The sequence below is a fragment of the Alitiscatomonas sp. genome (genome assembly GCF_037242085.1).
GTDB classification, from domain to species: Bacteria; Bacillota; Clostridia; order Lachnospirales; family Lachnospiraceae; genus Alitiscatomonas; species Alitiscatomonas aceti.
The window spans coordinates 19955-41192 of record NZ_JAXXBR010000072.1; the positions used below are offsets into that span (position 1 = coordinate 19955).

19 protein-coding genes are annotated in these 21238 nt (G+C 57.5%); all 19 read right to left on the reverse strand.

The annotated features are described in order from the left end of the window. Positions 1 to 22: 22 nt before the first annotated feature. Positions 23 to 3754 (reverse strand): N-acetylmuramoyl-L-alanine amidase family protein, encoded by a 3732-nt coding sequence (locus WIH05_RS06705; RefSeq protein WP_022274241.1) that lies wholly within the window; start codon positions 3752 to 3754, stop codon positions 23 to 25. A 71-nt stretch (positions 3755 to 3825) separates the two neighbouring features. Continuing rightward, positions 3826 to 5067: a DUF6273 domain-containing protein gene (locus tag WIH05_RS06710; RefSeq protein ID WP_337425156.1), complete on the reverse strand. Its 1242-nt coding sequence runs from the start codon at positions 5065 to 5067 to the stop codon at positions 3826 to 3828. 375 nt (positions 5068 to 5442) lie between these two features. Beyond that, positions 5443 to 6642, reverse strand: a complete 1200-nt coding sequence (locus WIH05_RS06715) for a GspE/PulE family protein (RefSeq protein ID WP_022272977.1) — start codon at positions 6640 to 6642, stop codon at positions 5443 to 5445. Next, positions 6639 to 7121 (reverse strand): prepilin-type N-terminal cleavage/methylation domain-containing protein, encoded by a 483-nt coding sequence (locus WIH05_RS06720; protein ID WP_022272976.1) that lies wholly within the window; start codon positions 7119 to 7121, stop codon positions 6639 to 6641. The genes WIH05_RS06715 and WIH05_RS06720 overlap by 4 nt, the downstream gene beginning before the upstream one ends. Beyond that, positions 7118 to 7459, reverse strand: a complete 342-nt coding sequence (locus tag WIH05_RS06725; protein WP_022272975.1) for a hypothetical protein — start codon at positions 7457 to 7459, stop codon at positions 7118 to 7120. The genes WIH05_RS06720 and WIH05_RS06725 overlap by 4 nt, the downstream gene beginning before the upstream one ends. A 2-nt stretch (positions 7460 to 7461) precedes the next feature. Further along, a complete protein-coding gene (locus WIH05_RS06730; RefSeq protein ID WP_022272974.1) occupies positions 7462 to 8001 on the reverse strand; it encodes a hypothetical protein in 540 nt (179 codons plus the stop codon). After that, complete coding sequence (locus WIH05_RS06735) at positions 7985 to 9034, reverse strand: type II secretion system F family protein (RefSeq protein WP_337425157.1); 1050 nt, start codon at positions 9032 to 9034, stop codon at positions 7985 to 7987. Before WIH05_RS06735 ends, WIH05_RS06730 begins: the two co-directional genes overlap by 17 nt. Before the next feature lie 22 nt (positions 9035 to 9056). Then, positions 9057 to 9530, reverse strand: coding sequence for an A24 family peptidase (locus WIH05_RS06740; RefSeq protein ID WP_022272972.1), 474 nt, complete (start codon positions 9528 to 9530; stop codon positions 9057 to 9059). A gap of 57 nt (positions 9531 to 9587) precedes the next feature. Continuing rightward, a complete protein-coding gene (locus WIH05_RS06745) occupies positions 9588 to 10028 on the reverse strand; it encodes a type II secretion system protein (protein WP_158358976.1) in 441 nt (146 codons plus the stop codon). A gap of 86 nt (positions 10029 to 10114) precedes the next feature. Beyond that, positions 10115 to 10747, reverse strand: coding sequence for an ATP-binding cassette domain-containing protein (locus WIH05_RS06750; RefSeq protein WP_022272970.1), 633 nt, complete (start codon positions 10745 to 10747; stop codon positions 10115 to 10117). Next, positions 10744 to 11616 (reverse strand): ABC transporter ATP-binding protein, encoded by an 873-nt coding sequence (locus WIH05_RS06755; RefSeq protein WP_022272969.1) that lies wholly within the window; start codon positions 11614 to 11616, stop codon positions 10744 to 10746. The genes WIH05_RS06750 and WIH05_RS06755 overlap by 4 nt, the downstream gene beginning before the upstream one ends. 13 nt (positions 11617 to 11629) lie before the next feature. Beyond that, complete coding sequence (locus WIH05_RS06760) at positions 11630 to 12424, reverse strand: ABC transporter permease (protein ID WP_337425159.1); 795 nt, start codon at positions 12422 to 12424, stop codon at positions 11630 to 11632. A 56-nt stretch (positions 12425 to 12480) separates the two neighbouring features. Continuing rightward, positions 12481 to 13428, reverse strand: a complete 948-nt coding sequence (locus tag WIH05_RS06765; protein ID WP_337425160.1) for an ABC transporter permease — start codon at positions 13426 to 13428, stop codon at positions 12481 to 12483. 83 nt (positions 13429 to 13511) lie between these two features. Beyond that, positions 13512 to 15206, reverse strand: coding sequence for an ABC transporter substrate-binding protein (locus WIH05_RS06770; protein WP_022272966.1), 1695 nt, complete (start codon positions 15204 to 15206; stop codon positions 13512 to 13514). Positions 15207 to 15856: 650 nt separating this feature from the next. Next, positions 15857 to 16462, reverse strand: a complete 606-nt coding sequence (locus WIH05_RS06775; RefSeq protein WP_022272965.1) for a nucleoside recognition domain-containing protein — start codon at positions 16460 to 16462, stop codon at positions 15857 to 15859. Positions 16463 to 16509: 47 nt separating this feature from the next. Further along, positions 16510 to 17667, reverse strand: coding sequence for a nitronate monooxygenase family protein (locus tag WIH05_RS06780; protein ID WP_022272964.1), 1158 nt, complete (start codon positions 17665 to 17667; stop codon positions 16510 to 16512). A gap of 36 nt (positions 17668 to 17703) precedes the next feature. After that, positions 17704 to 19482, reverse strand: a complete 1779-nt coding sequence (locus tag WIH05_RS06785; protein ID WP_022272963.1) for an acetyl-CoA carboxylase carboxyl transferase subunit — start codon at positions 19480 to 19482, stop codon at positions 17704 to 17706. Between the two features lie 18 nt (positions 19483 to 19500). Next, the gene (locus tag WIH05_RS06790; RefSeq protein WP_022272962.1) at positions 19501 to 20847 is read right to left on the reverse strand and encodes an acetyl-CoA carboxylase biotin carboxylase subunit; all 1347 of its coding nucleotides are present in this window, start codon (positions 20845 to 20847) and stop codon (positions 19501 to 19503) included. Between the two features lie 13 nt (positions 20848 to 20860). Beyond that, the coding region (gene fabZ, locus WIH05_RS06795; RefSeq protein ID WP_337425158.1) for a 3-hydroxyacyl-ACP dehydratase FabZ at positions 20861 to 21238 on the reverse strand (378 nt) is incomplete at its 5' end.

Genomic DNA, 21238 nt, shown 5'->3' on the forward strand with positions numbered 1-21238 from the left:
AAAACAGCCTGCTGGGACCGGCCTACCGGCCCTCCTCCAGATCCCTTCCCAGGACCTGTACCTTTCCGTTTACGGTCCAGGCTCCGGAGCTGTCCACCGTATATCCGTCGGGCGTCACTGCATCCGACAGCATCCTGCCGCTTTCCGGCTCCAGATAATAGCACCTTCCGTTGATCCAGTTCCATCCGGTCAGCATCCTGCCGCTGGGGCCGAAGGCGTACCAGCTTCCTCCGATCCTGTGCCAGCCTGTATACATACGCCCCAGACCGCCGTCGGAAATATCATGGAGGTAATACCAGTTTCCGTCTGCCGGATCCTGGAACCAGCCAGTCACCATGGCCCCGTCGCTGGAAAACCGGAACCAGGACGTGCTTTCCTGTCCCTCACCCGCATAAGGATTGTGGATATAGGCCCATTCACCGGCATAGGTACGCCCGCCGCTGGTAAAGATCCACCTTCCCGAGCCGTCCTGTACCCATACGCCTGTGACGCTTCCTTTGGGAGCCTGTACGTCCGCCGTCTTTTTCCCCCTGGTGGTGATCCCCGAAGAAGCGCTGCCCGAAGAGTGGCCTCCGGAGCTGCCGGAGCCCGATGGACGGTATGTCCGGTCCTCCATTTTGAAATTCAGGACCACTGTGACCTCCTTCTTCTTATCCCCGGAGCCCACAACAGCCGTTGTAGTTTTCTGTGCAGAATACGGATATTTCTTCATGGCCTCCTGGATCCATCTGGCATTCACTGCCGGAGTTACCAGTCCGTCCCCGCTGACGGACAAAAGCTCTCTGTCAGCCTTCCACTCCAGCTCCGGCCAGTCCTCCTCCGCTTCCCCCTCCGGCATCTGGGGATACAGGACTGCCGTCACCTTCTGGCTCCCTGTCCCGGTCCATGTGAGCACCGGATCCGAACGGCGGCCGGTCTTTGTAAGCACCATGTCAAATTCCAGCCTTTCCCGGTCTGTCTGGATCTCCTCCGCCAGTACCTTTGTCTGATCCACCGTCACAAACGACACCTCTGCCCGGCAGGAAGCCGTCTGCCTGTTTCCCAGGGAATCATCCGCCGTGACGGTCACAAAGGCCGTCCTCTTCCCTTCCCCGCTCCGTCTGGCATAAGGATCTGCCTCGTGGACCGAGTCATCCGCTGCCATGATATCCCGGATCCACCGGGTGTCCTTCACAGCTTCCACTCTGGCATTTTTATAATCCTCCTCCGTATTTCCCTGTCCGTAGCCTCCGGCGTCCACCTGGATCACATTTTTATCGTCCACAGACCAGGAAACATCCCTTTTATCAAAATGATCCGGAGAAAAAACGGCGCTCAGTGTCTGCGGGCCGGTGACCGTTACTGTATCCACCGGAGTTTTTCTGTCGCCTGTCAGCGTCCTTGTGACCGTAAAGAAAAGATTCTCCCGGTCTAAGGAGGCCCCCTCTGCCGCCACCCGGGTCCTGTCCTTTATCTGGAAGGTGACCGGGATCCGGCAGTTGGCCGTCAGGGGTTTTCCCTCAAAGCTGGCCGCAGGCCTGGTCTTTGCAGTCAGCACAGCCAGACCTCCCAGGGTGCCGTTTCCATATATGGTATCGGGGATCGGATACTTAAACCCCTTATCTGCCTGTTCCTTCTCCGCCTTCTCTATGATGTCCCGGAAAAAACCGGCCTTCAGATCCAGTTCCAGGGATGCGCTCATCTCCGTATAGCCCTCGCTGTCCTCATCGGGATTCTGCTTTAAAAGAAGAAGCTCTCCGTCGTCCACGCTCCACTGGACACGGCTGTCTGCCACATCGTTGTTCTTATCCACAACTGCCTCCACCTTCACCTCCTGGACCTTTGTTCCCTCTTCCAGACTTCCATTTATGTATCTGGCGATCAGCTTTCCCGCGTCATTTCTAACCTCTGTGACGATAGAAGGGGACTTTCTGTTCCCGGTCCTCTCCTCTGTCACATGGAAGGCCAGCTCCTCCGGCGTCACCCGGATATCTGCCGCCACCTTTTTATACACGGCCGAAATTTCCGTATCATGCTCCGGCATCACAAAGGCATAAGAGCCGCCGGTCTGATACGCCATGGGTGTTTTCCCGCCCCCGGGTTCCGTATAAAATGGAACTCCGTCCATCTGATATTTCTCCTCCCCGTTATTTCTGGGGGCCGTGATCACTGTGACCGTGTCTCCTGCCGCCACAGCCCCCCGGTGGGACTTATCCAGCTCCTTACTGTAAGCGGATCCGCCCCGGGCCGTCAGCGACGCCACATCATAATAATTCTGTACGTTGGCCGCCGTATCGATCTGGAGCACCGAGACCAGGAAGCCTCTGGCTGGCCGTCCCGTCTTTCCCGGTGCAAAATGGTCCGGGGAAAATTCCATCTCCTTCACCGAATCCTCTGTGTCGATCACATGAAGCGCTCCTTCCTCCAGCTCCTCATAGAAGTACCGTTCCTCCTCCGGCCTGGTGCTCTGTCCCTGGACCAGGGTAAACCCATTGTCCTTCCCGTGCCAGAAGCCGATATGGGCGTCGTAGCCAAACCGGTTATCGTCCGGGATCCCGGAGCCGCAGACTCCGGCCATGATCTTTCCCTCTGTATCCGCAAACAGATAGGCCAGATCTGCCCCGGCCTCCGTTCCATAGCGGAAATGAAAGCCCGTATCATGGGTCCCGATGAACGTTCCCTCCCGGGCGCTGCTCCCCAGGCCCGAGCTGGCGATCCTTCCCTCAAATCTGGCCACCTTCATTTTGCCCGAGGCATATTTTCCTGTTACGCCCCCAATGGCCTGGGATCCGCTTCCTCCAATGGTCCCCATGACGTGGGCATTGAAAATATCCGTATCGTTCTGGAAGCCTGTGATCCCTCCCACATAGCCGCCGCCCTGGATCCTGGCGTTCAGGCTGTCTCCAGTATTTACCGTGCAGTCTGAGATCACAGAGCCTGCGGCCTTTCCGGTAATCCCCCCGGCAAAGGTCTCCTTTCCCTTTCCCAGATCCATGGCCACGTGATCCGCCGTACAGTTTTCCACCACTGTACCCGCAATTTCCCCGGCAATGCCGCCGGTATTTCCCGCAGTCTTTAAGGCTCCGGCCACGGCCACATTCCGGATCACACTGTCCTGTACGCTGCCGGCCAGGATCCCAGCCGTTTCTCCCGCTGTGATCACATGTCCGGGACTCACTGTAAGATCTGTGATCTCTGAATCCCTTACGGCCCCGAACAATCCCATATGGCTCCAGTCCGGGCGGTAAAGACGGAAATTGGAAATGGTCTTTCCATTGCCGTCAAAACGCCCCTGGAAGGCCGGGATATGATCCGAATGGATCTGGGAGCTGTTCCGGTAAAAGCCTATGGGGATCCATTCCATCCCTCCCAGATCGATGTCCCTTGTGAGCTCAAAGCAGGACCCGGAATAATCGCCCGGATACGTTCCCTCCCCCTCTTTGATCTCCATTCCCATGGCCGCAAGCCTGGAAAGGCCCATGAGCTGTGCCTTTGTGGAGATCTGGAACGGCTTTTCCCGGCTTCCGTCCCCTCTGGTCCCATCCAGGAATCCCAGGTCTCCGACCCAGTTTTCCCACAGATCTTTGGACTCCGCCATCAGAAGCGGACGGCCCAGGGCATTGGAGCCTGTGGCCCTGCGGACGTATTCCGTCTGCTCCCAGGCAAATCCTTTCACCGGATCTCCCAGCACCAGACCTGCGCACAGGCAGAATACTGCTGCCCGGCCGGCCTTCCCGGCCCGTCTCATTTTCATTTCATGTTTTTGAAACTGCATATATTTTCCTCCTGTTACAATAGAAATCCATAACCTCTGTTCCCAGTGCCTGCCAGATCCCGGAGCACCGGCTATGACTGCGGCAGACAGTACGCCGGACGGAGGCCGAAGCTTCCGTCAGAAACCTCTGCCGGGCCTATGGTCCCATCCCTCAGATCCACCGCATATGCCTCTGTTCCATAGATGAATCCTCCGTTTTCTCCCTCCTGATAAACAGGAGTCCTGAGCCAGTATCCCCGGCTGTACGGACTTTCTTCTGACACTATGTCCCACAGCTCCTTCCTGTATTTCAGCGCCTCCTCCACCGACAGAAGGAACATCCGGTCTGACATCATCTGTGGAAGGAGCGTATATTTCACCAGCTCCGTTTCCGCCGCCTCTCCCTCCGTACCTGGAGACGTCTGCCCAAGAAAAGCTGTACAGACCCCGACGTTTACAGGCATAAGGGCCCCGGCTCCCATCTGGAGACCGGCTTCTCCCGTACAGCGGTCCCAGAGCCATTTCCGTATCTCTGAGTCCTTATAATTATTGTTTTTTCCAAATGTGATGATCTTTTTCTGGGAATCTGTACTGTCCATATCTGACCGTATGACAGTTTCGCATAAGAATAATGCGCATTTCTGATGCTCGGATCCTGCACTGCTGTAATCGTCGTCCACGCACCGGAACTGGTACGTGTCCTTCCCAAGCCTTCTCGTCTGGACGTCGCCCACGGCCCACCGGCCGGTCTCGATCGGTTCATCCCCGTTCAGAGGATCCCTGCACCGGTCACAGAGCCTGTCCCGGTCCGCGTCCAGGTGCCCCAGGGCAGCCGGGGACCGGACCTTTCTCAGCCCGCAGAGGCGGCAGGTCAGTTCCTCCTTTCCTCCCCAGAGACAGGTCCCGGCCTCCAGGATCCTGGTCTCCCACCGGTGGGTACACGCTTCCTGGTCCGGCTGCCGCTCAAACCCGATGCGGCAGGTCACATATCTGCGGCCGTTTTCCTCATATTCCTCGATCTTTGTGTTGGAAATATTGACGGCGGCCGGGAACATCTGGGCGATCACCAGGGTCTCCGGCTCGTAATCCTCCCCGGTGATAAAAAACTCCTCCCTCTCCTTCCCGGCTCCTGCGGAAACCAGTTCCATAAGAAGGCGGCGGCATTCCTGGTCTCCGGAAACCATATATTCCGTCTCTCCGGACATCCGCTCCTTATCCAGCAGCCCGGCATAGGATTCCATATCCAGGCAGAAAGCCCTTCCTGTACAAAGCCCCGACAGGACAGCCGCCGCCCCGGCCGCTGCCAGAACTCCCCCTATTCTCTTTTTTTTCATGATACCTCCAGGATCTTCTGGCTGATGATGCCAAAACATTGTGTGTTCAAAGAAATGAATTTAGAATCTTACAGACAGTATACTATGTCCGGAGGACATGGTACCCCTCCGGGGGAATTGGGCGCCTGGATTTTCGCGGTGTACGCGAAAACCAGATGCGCGGTGGTATAATGTCTGTTTTACAGACAGTATACCATTCACCTTTCCGGTGTGTCCATGGCGGATCCATAAAAAATGCATGGCAAAAACCATGCATTCCGCCAAACTTGATAGTAATAAAAAAATGATTTCCTGTCATTCTGCCAGTCCATCGGAAGACAGCCGGGCAGAAAAGCCATGGTCCTGGGGCAGGACCACGGCTCCGCCTCCGGCTGCCTATGGCCTCTGTTCTCCAAAGGTCAGCCGTTCCAGCTCCTCCGCAGTTGTGATCCCCTGGTCCACCAGCCGCAGAAGATCGTCCCGCAGCGTCCTCATTCCCAGGATATTTTCTGCATAGGAGGCGATCTCCTCCTCCCGGCAGCCTCCGGCGATCATTGCGCGGATGGTCTTATCCACCGCCAGTACCTCATGGACAGCGGTCCGCCCCTGGTATCCCGTATAGCTGCAGCGGGCGCAGCCGGTTCCGTACCGGATCCGGCGGATCCCCGGTCCCAGAAGCTTCCTTTCTTCCTCGTCCGGTTCCCTTTCTGTCTTACAGTCCGGACAGATCTTCCTTACGAGCCTCTGGGCCAGGATGCCGCTCAGGCTGCTGGCCGCCAGATACGGCTCCGCACCCATGTCCAGCATCCGCACCACAGTCCCCGCCGCGTTGTTCGTATGAAGTGTGGAAAGCACCAGATGGCCCGTTACCGCGGCCCGGACACTGGTCTTCAGCGTCTGGCTGTCCCTGGTCTCTCCTACCATGATCACGTCCGGATCCTGGCGCAGGGCAGCCCGGAGCCCCGTTTCAAACGTAAGCCCGGCCTGGGTATTGACCTGCATCTGGCTGATGCCCCGGATGTGCTTCTCCACTGGATCCTCAATGGCCACAATGTTCACCGGAAGCTCCGCCAGCCTCTCCAGGATCATATAAAGTGTCGTCGTTTTGCCGGAGCCTGTGGGCCCGGTGATATAAAAGATTCCGTTGGGCCGCTTTAAGATATCCAGGACCTTTCCATAATTTTCCTCACTCATGCCGAAGGTTTCCGGGCTGTCGATGACTGTATCTGTATTCAGAAAGCGGAGGACTGCCTTTTCGCCGTGTATGGTTGGGATCACGCTGACCCGCAGATCCGCCGGCTTCCCCTGGATGGAAGCCCTTATGTGGCCGTCCTGGGGAAGCCGCTTTTCCGCAATGTCCATATCCGCCATGACCTTCACACGGGTAAGGATCATGGGATGGTGCCTCATTTCCACAGCCGCACATACCTTCAGCCGCCCGTCTGTGCGCATCCGCACGGTCATCTGCTCCTCTCCCGGCTCCAGATGGATATCGCTGGCCTTTTTCCGGAGCCCCAGGGCCAGCAGATGGTCTACAAACTGCACCGCCATGTTTTCTCCGCCTTCCAGGCCCTTTAAAATTTCCATTTCCCTCATGAATCTCCTCCGTCTATGTACCAGACCGCCGGACAGGAAGCTCCCTCCGCGGCAGACTGCCCGGTCCTTCCGCTGCCTTCGAGCCTTCCAGTTCCATAAAAAGGAACGTTCAGAAGCTCCACCCTCCCAGTCCTCTCATATAGAAGCTCTTCTCCCTGGTTTACCCGTACCGTCAGCCAGAGGCTTCTTTCTCCTGCTGCCCGGATCCCGATCTCCACATCGGAAAAGCTCCCGAACGTATCCCCATCGATGCGGTTCCACGGCTTTTCTGAAAGCGATACAGATTCTGCGTATCTGAGCTCCCCGGCTGCCAGCTCAAAGACCGCGTCCCCTCTCATGGCTGCTGCTGTTTCACCGGACAGCCTGCGGGCAGTCCGCTGGGCCATGAGCATCAGGGGAAGGGCGGTCAAAAGCGCCGCTCCTGCCAGCATGGCAGCCGCCATCAGCTCCACCAGCGTAAATCCCCTGGTCCCCTTCATTCTGTCTCCCTCTGATCCGAAAACACAGGATCCAAAGACTGCCGTTCCAGCTCTCCTGTTCCCGGCTCCATTCCAAAGCCATAGATAAAAAGCTCTCTGTTACGGCCTATAACCGTCTGGCGGCGCACATAGCCCTCTCCGAAAATGTCTGTTCCGTCCCCTGTCCGCATCCTAAAGCGTGCCGGGACCTCCTGGACCGTATCCGTATCCTTCAGCTGTTCCGCCCGTCTCTCCATACGAAGGCCAAAGGAGATCCCCAGGCTCAGAATGCCCGAGGCCATCATCACCAGAGCCACAGCCGTGACCGCCTCCACCAGCGCATATCCCTTCTTTCCCATTTTCATTCCTCCAAAGGCTCTGCCGGAGCATACCGCACTGGTCTCCACACCGGTGCTGCCGCAGATGAAGGCGTGACCCCGCCGCCGCTTCCTTCCGTTTTCTCCAGGAGCAGGGAGACGGCCTCCGTCTGCCCTCCATAGGCGCACATCCCGTACAGGACCAGATTTCTGCCTTCCTCTCCGGCCCAGACAGTGACCGGGACCGTAAACGTTCCCAGACCGTCCTCCGGGATCACCTCCAGCTCTGTTTTCTCCGGCTCCATTTCCTCTCCCGGTCTGTTTCCTTCCATAATATCCTGCGCCAGAAGCCTCACCGCTGTCAGAGCCCCATCCCGGGCCACATTTTTCTCCAGAGTCCTCACGGTCTGCCGGTTCAGGGCCCGCCCCGATGCAAACAGGACAGAAGCCATCACCAGAAATACCAGGATCACTGCCATGGCCTCCAGCATGGCTGACCCCTTCATCCTCCGGAGCCGGCCTGCCCGGCGGCGGAAAATCTCCTTCCTGCACCGGGACCGTCCATTCCTATCCCATGTACCCATACATCCTCCAAAGCGGAACCATGATCCCCAGAAGGACTGCGCCGATGACCGCTCCCAGCCCCAGGATCATCACTGGCTCCACCAGGCTCACCAGACGGGAAACAGCCATATCCGCCTCGTATTCAAAGCTGTCTGCTGTATTTTTTAACATCACGTCCAGCTTTCCCGTTTCCTCCCCTGTGAGGACCATGAGAGCCAGCCTCCGGTCCAGCCCGTTCACATCCCTTATGGCCAGGCTGAGGGCCTCCCCGTTCTGAAGCCGTTCAGACAGGAACCGGGTCTGAAGCTCCACATACCGGTTTCCCACAGTCCTTCCTGCCGTTTCCAGACACGTCAGCATGGGGATGCCGCTGGCATACAGAATGCTTAAGGATTCAGCAAACCGGAATGTATAGACCGACCGCAGGAGCCTTCCAGCCACTGGAAGCCTCAGACGCAGACGGTCCAGAAACAGCCGGATCCTCCGTTTTTTCCCCGCGCGTTCCCAGACCGCTGTCCACAGGACCGTGAAAACCAGGACCAGATACCACCATTCCTTCAGAAATATACTGGCCGCCATGAGAAAACGGGTGAACTGCGGAAGCTCCATTTCTCCAAGCAGCGGCTCCAGCGTGGGCATGATCACAAGAAAAACAGCCAGAACCAGAAAGACCGACAGGAGCCCCAGAAATTTCGGATACAGGAGCGCTCCCTGGATCCGGCGCTGCATCCGGTGCTCCTTCCGGTAATGGACCGCCAGCCTTCCGGCCATTTCCTGCACGGTCCCTCCCGCCTCCCCTGCACGGATCATGTTGACGGCCATTTCCGGGAATACGCCCGTCTGCTCCATGGCGCTGCTGGCCAGGGTCCCCTTCTCCATCTTCCTGCGGAGTTCTTCATATATTTTCCGGAACCTTCTGCTGTCCGTACAGTCCCCAAGGATCCCCAGCGCCCTGCATAACGGGATCCCCGATCCGGTCATCACCGCCATCTGCTGAAAAAAATCAGCCAGCTCCCCGGATCTCCATTCCTTTTTTCTTTTAATGCCTTCCATATATACGTCTCCCTGCGCGTACTCAGCCAAAAAGCCCCGCATACCAGAAAAAGATCCTCTCTCCATAAAACAGGCTGATCCCAAGTCCCAGACACAGGGCCGGGCCAAAGGCCATATGGGCCCCCTCCCCAGGCTTCGCCCGTCCCGATGCCAGAAGCCATACCGCCTCCAGCCCGCCCAGCAGAAAGCCAAGGAACACGCCGGGAAGGAGCGCCCTCCAGCCCAGATAAAAGCCCATGATGGAAAGCAGAAGGATATCTCCGCCGCCAAAGGCCTCCTTTACGACCATGCATAATGTATACATAGGAACCGACACACAGACCATGCCCATCAGACGCTCCCCCACAGGCAGCCCCGGGAAAAGAAAAAAGTCCGCCAGGGCACATATGGCCAGAGCGCCGCTTAAGGCGTATGGGATCTCCATGGTCCTCCCATCGATCCAGCCAATGACTGCCAGCAGACCCGCTGTGACGAGCTCCAGTAAAAGTTCCTCCATTCCTTGCCTCCAGTATAGCAAAAGCGCCGCACATCCTTTCATGCGCCGCGCCAGAGTTTATGCTTCTGTATATGTCCCGTCCACAGTATCAAAGACCCAGTCTGAGCCTTCACCATGAAAGACGACCGCCGTACAGGCGGCTCCGTCCCTTCCGTTTTCCAGGTAAATGGAAAAGGTTCCGGCAGAGCCTCCGCTCCCCGGCGTTCCCTCTCCGGACCCGATTCCGCCAACACCGGAAAGCTCCTCCACATCCTTCAGAAACCTTTCCATATCCAGGTCCTCCACTGTGACCGTGCCTTCTCCAGCCTTCAGAAAAGCCTCCTCCAGACAGGACTGGGCCGCCACATAAATGGCCCGGCATTCAGACAGATGCTCTGCCGCCCTGGCCTTTTTCACATAGCCCGCAAAAACCGGAGTTGCCGCAGCGGCCAGGACCGCCATGATCACGATCACGACCATCAGCTCCACCAGAGTAAACCCCTTCTTTGCTTTCTTCATCCTGCTGTCCTCCCAGATCGTACTCTCCCGCCGTCAAATGCGCGTCAGCACCCTAATCTTAATAAAATTGCCAGAATTTGTCAATCTTATCCAGATATTGCGGATAAATGGAGGATCCGGCTGCAGATCTTTTCCAAAAGCTCCTGGGAATGGCTCACTGCCACCAGGGAGATCCCCCGGCTCTGGGTCTCCTTTAAAAGGGCGCTCCAGATCTGCCTCTGGGTGATCAGATCCAGCATAGCCGTGATCTCGTCGGCCAGAAGGATCTCCGTTCTCTGTCCCAGGGCCCGGGCGATGCTAAACCGCTGGAGCTCCCCGCCGGATACCTCTGCCGGATACCGTTCCTTCCACTCCTCCAGGATCCCCATTTCCTTTTCTATACGCCCTCTCATGATGCCGCCGTCCTCCGGCCAGTCCCCCTCCGCCAGCACCGTTTTCAGCCGTCTGGCCGGGTTTACCGAAAGCTCCGGGTGCTGCCAGATCATCTGGACCGGGACATATCCCCGGAAGCGCTCCAGAGGAGTCCCGTCCAGCAGCACCTCCCCGCTTTCCGGCCTTTCATATCCGGCCAGGATCTTTAAAAGCGTAGTCTTTCCAAAGCCGCTGGGGGCCATGATCCCCACCCGTTCCCCGCTTTCCACAGTCAGATCCACGTGGGCCAGGACCTGTCTCTCTCCTTCCCCGTACCTAAAGGAAATATCCCTTGCTTCCAGTTTCATCGTCCATATTCCTTTCTCATATATTCCAGGATCCCTTCATCGGGGACACCGCCCTCCCGGTCATTTTCCAAAGCGTCCGCGGACGGCCACTTCCCCGGCATGGACCGGCAAAGGGCTTTTGTATACGGATGCTTCAGCAGACCTTCATCCAGAAAGGAGAAGGCTTCTGTTTCCTCCACGGTCCTGCCTCCGTAAAGCACCGTCACCCGGTCCGCCGACCGGACCGCCAGCTCCAGATCATGGGTGATGAGGAGCACACCGGCCCCCCGGTCTGCCATCCGCCTGAAATGATCCATGACCCCCATGGCCGTTTTCTTATCAAGCCCCGGCGTGGGCTCGTCGGCAATGACTAACTCTGCGTCCTCCATGGCCGCCGTGGAGATCAGCACCCGCCTGGCCATACCGCCCGAAAGCTGGAAGGGATACTTGTCCATGACCTCCAGGCCCAGTCCACAGGAGCTCAGGATATTTTTGCATTTTTCCAGAATTTCCGGATTTTTTCTTCCTTTTGTTAGCTGCTGCCCGGTCTTCATCAGCGGATCCAGATACGTCACGCTCTGGGGCACCAGGACCAGCTCACGGCCCCTCAGCCGCCGGACACGCCCACTGGTCAGCGGCGTTCCTTTAAACAGGATCTCCCCGCTCATGGAGGCATTATATGGAAGGATCCCCATGACCGCGTGGGCCAGCAGGCTCTTTCCCGATCCGCTGGCACCCACCACGGCCACGATCTCCCCGCTCCGGATCCTCAGATCCAGGTCTGTGACCGCCTGGATCTCCTTCCGTCCAAAGCCCCGGTCATACTGGGTGAAGGATACGGACAGGCCCTTTACTGTGAGGATCTCCTCCTCTGATCTGTGATTCTCCATATGTTCCTCCTCTTTACTCATGGACACTGCCCGGAGCCGCCATCCGGCATATGGTCTGCCCCGCATAATGGAACATCAGCACCACCGCCGTCAGAAGAAGCCCCGGAAACAGCGCCAGCCACCATTTTCCCATGGCCAGATATTTCATGCTCTCCGATAAAATGATCCCAATGGCCGGTTCCTCCGGCGAAAGGCCGAACCCCAGAAAGGTGATGCTGGCCTCGTGGAGGATGGCATGGGGGAACATGAGGATCAGCCCGGTGATAAACTGCGGCAGAAGATTCGGTGCCATATGATGGAACGCAAGATAAGCCCTGCTCTTTCCCAGCTTCCCAGCGATCCGGATATACGGACTCTCCCGGAGCTGGAACACCTCCCCGCGGATCAGCCTGGCCAGAGACGCCCAGTGGGTAAGTGCGATGCCAAGGGTCACGCCCCAGAAGCCCTTTCCGCAGGCAAAGGAGATCAGGATCAGAAGCAGCATGTGGGGGATCCCCATGACCAGATCGATCAGAAGGGTCACAAGCCCGTCCACTGCCCGTCCCAGGACCGCGGCCGAAAGCCCCAGGAGAAAGGCGATGACCGCGCTGACCGCGGCCGTTAAAAGTCCCAGGCGGATGCTCATGGAAAGGCCCGCCACAGTACGGACAAACATATCCCGCCCCATCCAGTCAGTGCCGAACAGATATCCGGCACAGGGAGGAAGGTTCTTCCTTGAAAAATCCGTGACCGATGCCGCATCCTGCCATACATACCCAAAAACGGCCACCAGGAGCAGGAACAGGACCGACGCCCCAAACAATACCATGGAAAAAAGGCGGCGGTTCCCCAGCCTCTTCCCGTTTTCTCTTTTCTTCATACCGCTCATCGGGCCGCTCCTTTCCGGATCCTGGGATCCACGATTCCATAAAGAACGCTGGCCGCCAGGTTCCCGGAAGCTGCCAGTACCGCCGTGACCACTGTGATCCCCAGAAGAAGGGGCACGTCGCTTCCCAGTCCGGCTGTCACTGCCGCCTGGCCCAGTCCCGGATAGGAAAATACCTGCTCCACCAGAACAGAGCCGCCGATGATCTCGCTGATGGATGCAAACTGCAAGGTCATGGCAGGGATCAGCACATTCCGGAGGCCGTGGCGGAGGACGATGGACGTTTCCGACTCTCCTCTGGCCCTGGCAAACAGCACAAAGTCGCTTTCCATGATGCTGACCATTTTTTCCCTGGTATGGAGGGCCACTGAGGAGATCCCCGTAAGACTTAAGGCCGCCGCCGGCAGGACTGCATGGCGGATCCTGTCTCCGAGGGCGATCTCCTCCGCCGTTATGCCGATGGGGACGCTTAAGCCGATGGGAAACCACTTAAAATAAACGGCAAAGACCATAAGAAGGACCATGGCGGTCCAGAAGGCAGGGGTGCTGGCTGCCAGGAGAGAATATCCCGTTACCAGCCGGTCACAGATCCCTCCCCGTTTTCTTCCAGCCAGAACTCCCAGGGTAAAGCCCAGCAGGCCCGAAAGCAGCCAGGAAGAGGCCAGGAGCCAGAGAGAGTTGGAAAGCTTTTCCCAGATCACCTCCGCCACTGGTCTCCGATACAGAAGGGAGGTCCCCATATCTCCTCTCAGAACATCCGCCGCCCAGGAAAGATACCGCTCTGCCGGAGGCAGGTCCACTCCCCAGTATCCCTTAAGCCGCTCTACCTGCTCCGGACTCATGGCTCCAAGGGCCGCCTGGCCCACATTGGTCTGAAGGGGATCCACCGGAGAAACAGAAAGAAGGACAAAGGCCAGGATGCTCACCAGGGCCACCAGAAGGGCCATACGGGCAGTCTGGAAGACCAGAAGCCCCCAGACTGTTTTTCCAGTTCCATGGCCCGTCCTTCCGCTCCGGCGCGCCTTCCGGCCTACTCCCATGTCCACTGGTCCACATTATTTACGATGGACCAGCCATGGCCGTGGGGATGGAGCTTCTGCTCCGCCACCTGGAGCCCATCCTTCACCCAGTACAGATGATCGATGTTCACCAGCCAGATCCAGGGAAGATCCCCCTCCTGGGTAATGCCGGACTCTCCGTCCCACTGGGCCTTTTTCCACAGCTCATAAGAAGCCTCCAGATCCGTACAGGCCAGGGCCTCGTCCATATAGGCGTCCACAGCCCCGTTGGCATAGGGAGAATACTGGGCATACTTCCCGCCCGGCCTTGTGTGGTAGATATTATAAAGCTCCATGGGCGTGTGGGCTCCCCATCCCCACATCAGAGGCTCCGACTGGGCCCGGTCATAGGCCGTATCCCAGCCCACGCCTTCCACAGTCACATGGATCCCAAACGCTGCCAGCTGGTTGGCCGTATCCTCTGAAAGGGCCTGGCGGACCGAATCTCCTGCGGAGTAAAGCATTGTGAATCCAGCCTTCTTTCCATCCTTTTCCCGGATCCCGTCCGCTCCTGTCTTCCATCCGGCCTCATCCAGAAGCCGCTCCGCCTCCTGGGGATCGAAGGCAGCTTCAGAATCCTTGCTGTACCAGGGCATCTTGTCGCAGACGCTGTACGCAATGGTCCCGTGGCCGTTGAGCACATGGTCGATCATGGCCTGCCGGTCGATGGCCAGGTTAATGGCCCGGCGGACACGGACGTCACTGGTGAAATCATTTCCAATGGGAACTCCGTTTTCATCGGTCTCCCCGGCCGGCACAGCCGGAAGATTAAAGCCCCGGTTGTCCACCGTCTCACAGGAAAACAGCGAAAAGCCGTCCATGCTCTGGTCCGAGTAGGCCGCCGAGGTGTAGGCCAGATCCACCTGGCCTGAAAGAGCCGCCGCATAGGCCGCGTCCTCCTCCATGAACAGCACCGTCACCTTCTTCATCCTCGGAGCTTCCCCGTAATAATCCGGATTGGCCTCAAAGATCACCTGCTGCCCCTTGTCCCACTGCTTTAAAATATATCGTCCGGAGCCAATGGGCTTCTGTCCGTAATCCGGGCCATAGGCGTGTTCCGGAACGATCCCTGTGATGGCCATGGTATAAGGCCAGATGGAGTAGGGCCGGTTCATATGGAACTCCACGGTGGTATCGTCCACCGCAACGGCCTCCTTCAGCATGGTAAAATCGTTGACAGAGCTTGTATCCTTCAGCGTGTTATAGGTAAAGGCCACATCCTCTGCGGTCAGCGGCTCTCCGTCCGTAAATCTCACATCATCCCGGATCTTCACCTGCCAGGTGAGCCCGTCCTCACTGGCCTGGACGTCCTCCGCCAGATCATAGCCGATCTTAAGGTCCGGCGTGGTCACCGTCAGAGTGCTCTGGATCAGAGGCTCGTGGACGTGCTCACCGGCTCCCCAGCCGTATGCCGGGTCAAAGCCTGCTTCCGGCTCCGATGTGGGGCCCATGACCACGACGACCGAATCCCTGGTCTCAGTCTCTGCAGACTGGGAGCTTCCGCTTTCCGCCGTCCCGGCTCCCTCTGTCCCCTTACTGCCTTCTGCCTCTGTATTTCCTGCCGTTTCTGCGTTTTCCTGTCCACCGGAGCAGCCCGTCACACAGGAGGCCGCCAGCGCCGCCGCCAGAAGGGCGGCTGTCACTCTCCATTTCTTTTGATATCTCATACGTTTCCTCTCCTTTTTCTGCAAAACCATAAGAAATACGCTGCGCAGGTTTCTCATGGCTATCGCGGCAGCCGCCAAGGTCTCGTGCACACGCAGACTCTGGCTCGCTGCCCGCGCAAATAAAAAGGTACCAGAAAAATCAGGGAGCTTCTGTTCCCTGTACCTTCCTGGTACCTGATATCTGCGTGTTTTTTAGTCGCGGCCCATGCCGCCTGCATCCTTCTGGGTGCGGTATGCGGCTTCTGCCGCGCATATGTATTATCATAAAGTCTCCCGCCGGAAAGGTCAACTATTTTTTAAATTATACCGGACACCATATAAATCGTTCTCCTTATATGATACCATATCTTTGCTGTCGACTCTTTCCAGCGGGAGGAGGTGAGCAGGTGGAGCTATTGGCTTCATTTTTAGTTTCTGTCGGAGCAAGTGTAGTAAGTTACTACATATGCAGATGGCTGGATAGAAACTAACGGACAGTAACAGCCTGAACGGACCAGCTCACCGAAACGAGCGAGAAACCCCAGCGGAGTCAGCACCTCCTCTGGGGTTTCGCTTTTGCAGATGAAACTATTGGCTGTTTTCATATTGATGATATATATATAAATGAAAAATGTCAAGTGTCTCCGGTATAAAATCGTATCAGGATCTCCTCACCTCCTCCGTTTCAGAAGACAGTACGCCACCCCTGTCAGAGTACTCACCGCCGTCGCCGCCAGCGCCGGGCCCACGATGGCAGACGGGCTCACGCTGCCGTACTGGCTCCGGTAGGCGATCATATTGATGGGGATCAGCTGAAGGGACGAGATATTGACGATCAGAAACGTACACATTTCATTACTGGCCGTTCCCCTTCCGAAGGCCCCCGGCTTTTTCTGCCTTCTCCGCTCCTCCTCCAAAGCTTCCAGCTCCTCCATGGCCTTTAGCCCGGCGGGGGTCGCCGCCCAGCCCAGGCCCAGCATATTGGCGATCATATTGGTGGAGATATGGGCCGCCGCCGGATGGTCCTCCGGCATATCCGGAAATAAAAGCCGGATCACCGGCCTCATCTTTTTCGTCAGCGCCTCGATGAGCCCGGCCTCTTCCCCGACCTTAAGGATCCCGCACCAGAAGGACATGATCCCCAGCATCGTTAAGCACAGGGTCACTGCCTCCCTGGCCGAATCCAGCGCTCCATTGGTCACCTGGGCCAGATTTCCATGGAACGCTCCCCACAGGATCCCCAGGGCCATCATCCCGGCCCACAGATAATTTAACATATAAAAATCCCACCCCTCTGCCAGATTTTATGACAGAAGGGCGGGATTTATTCGCTTTCCTCCTCCGGCTCCACGCCGCAAAGCTTCCGCATTACCTCCGGCACAGTCTCGATCCTCTTGCACCGGTACGCGTTGCTTCCGCAGAACAGCAGGGCTTCCTCTATATTTCCCTCAGCAGCATGGATGAGCGCCCGGGTGATGCAGTACGGGGTCTCCGCCGGATTGCAGTGCTCCAGGCACCGGAAGCACCCCTTCACCGGGATCCTTCCCTCCTGGACCCTTTCCAGGAACCGGTTCCGTATGGCCCTTCCAGGCATTCCCACCGGGCTCTTTACGATCACGATGTCCTTTTCCTCCGCATCCAGATACGCCTGCTTATAGGCAGGATCCGCGTCACATTCCTCTGTGGTCACGAAACGGGTCGCCACCTGGACGCCGTCGGCCCCCAGACGGAGCTGGCGCAGCACGTCCTCATGGTCAAAGATCCCTCCGGCCGTCACCACCGGGATCTCCTTTTTATACTTTCCGGCAAACTCCTTCACCACGCCGATGATGCCGCGGATCTCCGCTTCATACTTCTCTCTTTTATACGTTTTTGACACACACTGAGTGTCAACTTCATATTCAGAAAGCTCTTCCCTGGAAAATCCCAGGTGGCCTCCGGCACATGGCCCCTCCACCACCACAAAGTCTGGAGCCATTTTATGCTTCCGGTCCCACATCTTGCAGATCACCGACGCCGACTTGATGGAGGAAACAATGGGAGCCAGCATGGGACGGCGAAGACACTCTTCCCCCATTTCCTCTGCAGCCTCCTTCACATATCTGGGCAGATCCACCGGAAGCCCCGCGCCGGAGATGATCACATCCGCTCCAGCCTTCACGGCCTCCTTCACATACCGGGCATACTCCTTCGTAGCTACCATGATATTAAAGCCCAGGATCCCCTCCGGGGCGGTCTTCCTGGCCTTTTTAAGCTCCTCATGGATCGCTCTCAGATTAGCCCCCATGGGATCCTTTAAAAAATCCGGATCCTTAAAGCCGATCTGGGCCGTGGAAATGATCCCGATCCCTCCGGCCTTTGCCACAGCCCCCGCCAGGGACGAAAGGCTGATCCCAACGCCCATGCCGCCCTGGATCACCGGGTATTCTGCCGTCAGCGGACCGATCTTCAACGGCTTTAACTGTAACGCTGCTTCTCCCATAACTCCCTCTTTTCCCCGGCTTACGGCCGGTCTGTCCTAAAATCTGCGGAACCGCTCATACCGGAGGAGTGCCGTCTCCTCCGGATCCACGTCTCTCCAGTCCTCCAGGAACCGGCTTAAGGCCTGGTCCAGATAAGAAGCAATGGCCGGAAGCGTTTCCTTACATGCCGGCTCCTCCTCCGGGATCACCCGCTCGATGATCCCCAGCTCATAAAGCTCTCTGGCCGTGATCTTCATGACTCCGGCCGCCTCTCCGGCCCGTTTGCTGTCCTTCCATAGGATCGAGGCAAAGCCCTCCGGCGACAATACGGAATAAATGGCGTTTTCCATCATCCATACCTCGTTGGCCACAGCCATGGCCAGGGCGCCGCCGCTCCCGCCTTCTCCAATGACAATGGAGAGCACCGGAACCTTAAGCCCCGACATCTCCATAAGATTTCTGGCAATAGCCTCGCCCTGGCCCCGCTCCTCGGCCTCAAGGCCGCAGAATGCGCCGGGGGTATCCACAAAGCAGATCACCGGGCGGCCGAAGGTCTCCGCCTGCTTCATGAGCCGCAGGGCCTTCCGGTAGCCGTCGGGAGAAGGCATACCGAAATTCCGGTGGATATTGTCTTTAGTGGTCTTTCCCTTCTCCTGTCCGATCACCGTCACAGGGATCCCATGGAACTCTGCGATCCCGCCGATGATGGCCCCGTCGTCTTTGAAGTACCGGTCTCCATGAAATTCCATGAAATTTTCAAATAATGCATCAATATAATCAGAAGCCACCAGCCGGTCGGCCTTCCTTGAAAGGAGCACCGAATCCCAGGCGCTCCGGATCACGGCTCCGGCCCGGCTCTGGACGGCTGAAAGAAGAGAGCCTTTGATGCCGTCGGAGTTCTCTGCCTGCTTCCGCGCCCCGCCGCCGTTCCCGGCGCTGTCTCCGCCAGCTGTTCCTTCCTCTTTCCGATGGAGCCACAGGATGGTCTCCAGGGTCTGTTTTAATTCCTTCCGTTCCACGATCTTATCCACAAAGCCGTGATCCAGAAGAAACTCTGCTCTCTGGAACCCCTCCGGCAGCTTCTGGCCGATGGTCTGCTCGATGACCCTGGGGCCGGCAAAGCCGATGAGGGCCCCCGGTTCCGCCAGGATGATATCTCCCAGCATGGCAAAGCTGGCGGTGACGCCTCCGGTGGTAGGATCCGTCAGCACGCTGACAAAGAGCTGGCCCGCATCATGGTGGTGCTTAAGGGCCGCCGCCGTCTTGGCCATCTGCATCAGGGAAACGATCCCTTCCTGCATCCTGGCGCCGCCGGAGCAGGCAAAAAGCACCACTGGAAGCTTTTCCCTGGTGGCCCGTTCCACAGCCCTGGTGATCTTCTCACCCACATTGTGGCCCATGCTGCTCATAAGGAACCTGGCATCACAGACGCCGATCACTGCCGGATTGCCGCCGATCCTTCCGCAGCCGGTGACGATGGCCTCGTTGAGCCTGGACTTTTCCCTGGCTGCCTCCAGCTTTTTTTCATATCCCGGGAAGTTTAAGGGATTGGAGACCTCCATCTCCCGGTCCCACTCCTCAAAGGTACCTGGATCCGTGACCATCTGGAGCCTCCTCCAGGCATGGACGCGGAAATAGCCTCCGCATTTGGGGCAGACATAAAAATTCTCTCTTACATCCTCCACGTAGATGGGTTTCCCACACTTATTGCACTTTCTCCACATTCCGGCCGGAATCCCCGGTTCCTCTTCCTGTTTTTCCGTCCGCTCCGCTTCCGGGGCGCGGTATCTGGTGTCGATCTTTGTATATGTCTTCTTGAACATATCCCGCAGCATGGAAAACCTCCTTCACTATCAGCAGTCTGGAAAATGGGACGGGATAAAATCCGTATCCACATTTCCATCTTCAAAATCCCTGTCTCCGATGAGCTCATACTGGAAATCCACATTGGTGGTGATCCCCTCGATGACCAGCTCTCCCAGGGCGCTCCGCATCTTGGCAATGGCCGATGGCCGGTCCTTGTCGTGGACGATGAGCTTTAAGATCATGGAATCATAGTTGGGCGGGATCGTATAATTATTATAGACCGCCGTATCCACCCGGACCCCGCGCCCGCCGGGAAGATGGATATCCGTGATGGTGCCCGGACACGGCATAAAGTGCTTATCCGGGTTTTCGGCATTGATCCGGCACTCAATGGCATGGCCGGTGATCTGGATATCCTCCTGGGTCACAGACAGCGGCTCCCCCGCCGCGATCCGGATCTGCTCCTTAATAAGGTCCAGATCCGTCACCGCCTCGGTCACCGGATGCTCCACCTGGATCCTGGTATTCATTTCCATGAAATAAAATTCTTTATTTTTATCCAAAAGGAACTCAATGGTCCCTGCATTCTCATAATGTACGGATCTTGCGGCCTTCACCGCCGCCTGGCCCATACGCTCACGAAGCTCTTCTGAGATAGCCGCCGACGGGGCCTCCTCCAAAAGCTTCTGGTGGCGTCTCTGAATGGAGCAGTCCCGCTCTCCCAGATGGACCACATTTCCAAAGCTGTCCGCCAGGATCTGGAACTCGATGTGTCTGGGACGCTCCACAAACCGCTCGATGTACATGGTATCATCGGAAAATCCCTTGACCGATTCCATCTGGGCGTTCTGGAAATTGGACGCAAAATCGTCTTCCCCATAGGAGACCCGCATCCCCTTTCCGCCGCCGCCGCTGGACGCCTTGATCATCACAGGAAAGCCCACCTCTCTGGCAGTCTTTAAGCCCTCCTCCACCGTAAATACCGGCTCCTTACTTCCAGGGATCACCGGAACTCCGGCCTCCATCATGGTCTTTCTGGCCTCGGACTTATTTCCCATCCGGTGGATCACCTCTGCCGGAGGGCCGATGAACCGGATATGACATTTCTCGCACAGCTCTGCAAACCTGGCGTTTTCCGACAAAAATCCAAAGCCGGGATGGATGGCGTCCGCCTTCATGGCCACGCAGGCCGTAAGGATCTGCTCCATATTCAGATAGCTTTCTGCCGACGGGGCGGGGCCGATGCAGATGGCCTCGTCCGCTAACAGCGTATGAAGGGCGTCCCGGTCTGCCTCTGAATAGACAGCCACCGTTTTGATCCCCATTTCCCGGCATGCCCGGATGATCCGCACCGCGATCTCCCCGCGGTTGGCGATCAGAATTTTCTGAAACATATCTTCACCAGCCCTAACCGATCATAAACGTAAGCTCTGCGCTCACTGCGATCTTTCCGTCCACGGTGGCCGTGGCCTTTCCAACGCCCACCGGCCCTTTCCGCTTAATGATCTCACATTCCAGGCGGAGTCTGTCGCCGGGAACTACCTTTTTCTTAAATTTCACCCGGTCCATGCCGCCGAAATACGCCGTTTTTCCCTTATTTTCCTCCATGCTGAGGACGGCCACGGCTCCTGTCTGGGCCAGGGCCTCCACGATCAGGACACCCGGCATCACCGGCTCCTCCGGGAAGTGGCCGGAAAAATACGGCTCATTATATGTGACTGCTTTATATCCAACAGCCCGCACGCCCGGCTCCAGCTCCTCGATGCAGTCCACCAGAAGAAATGG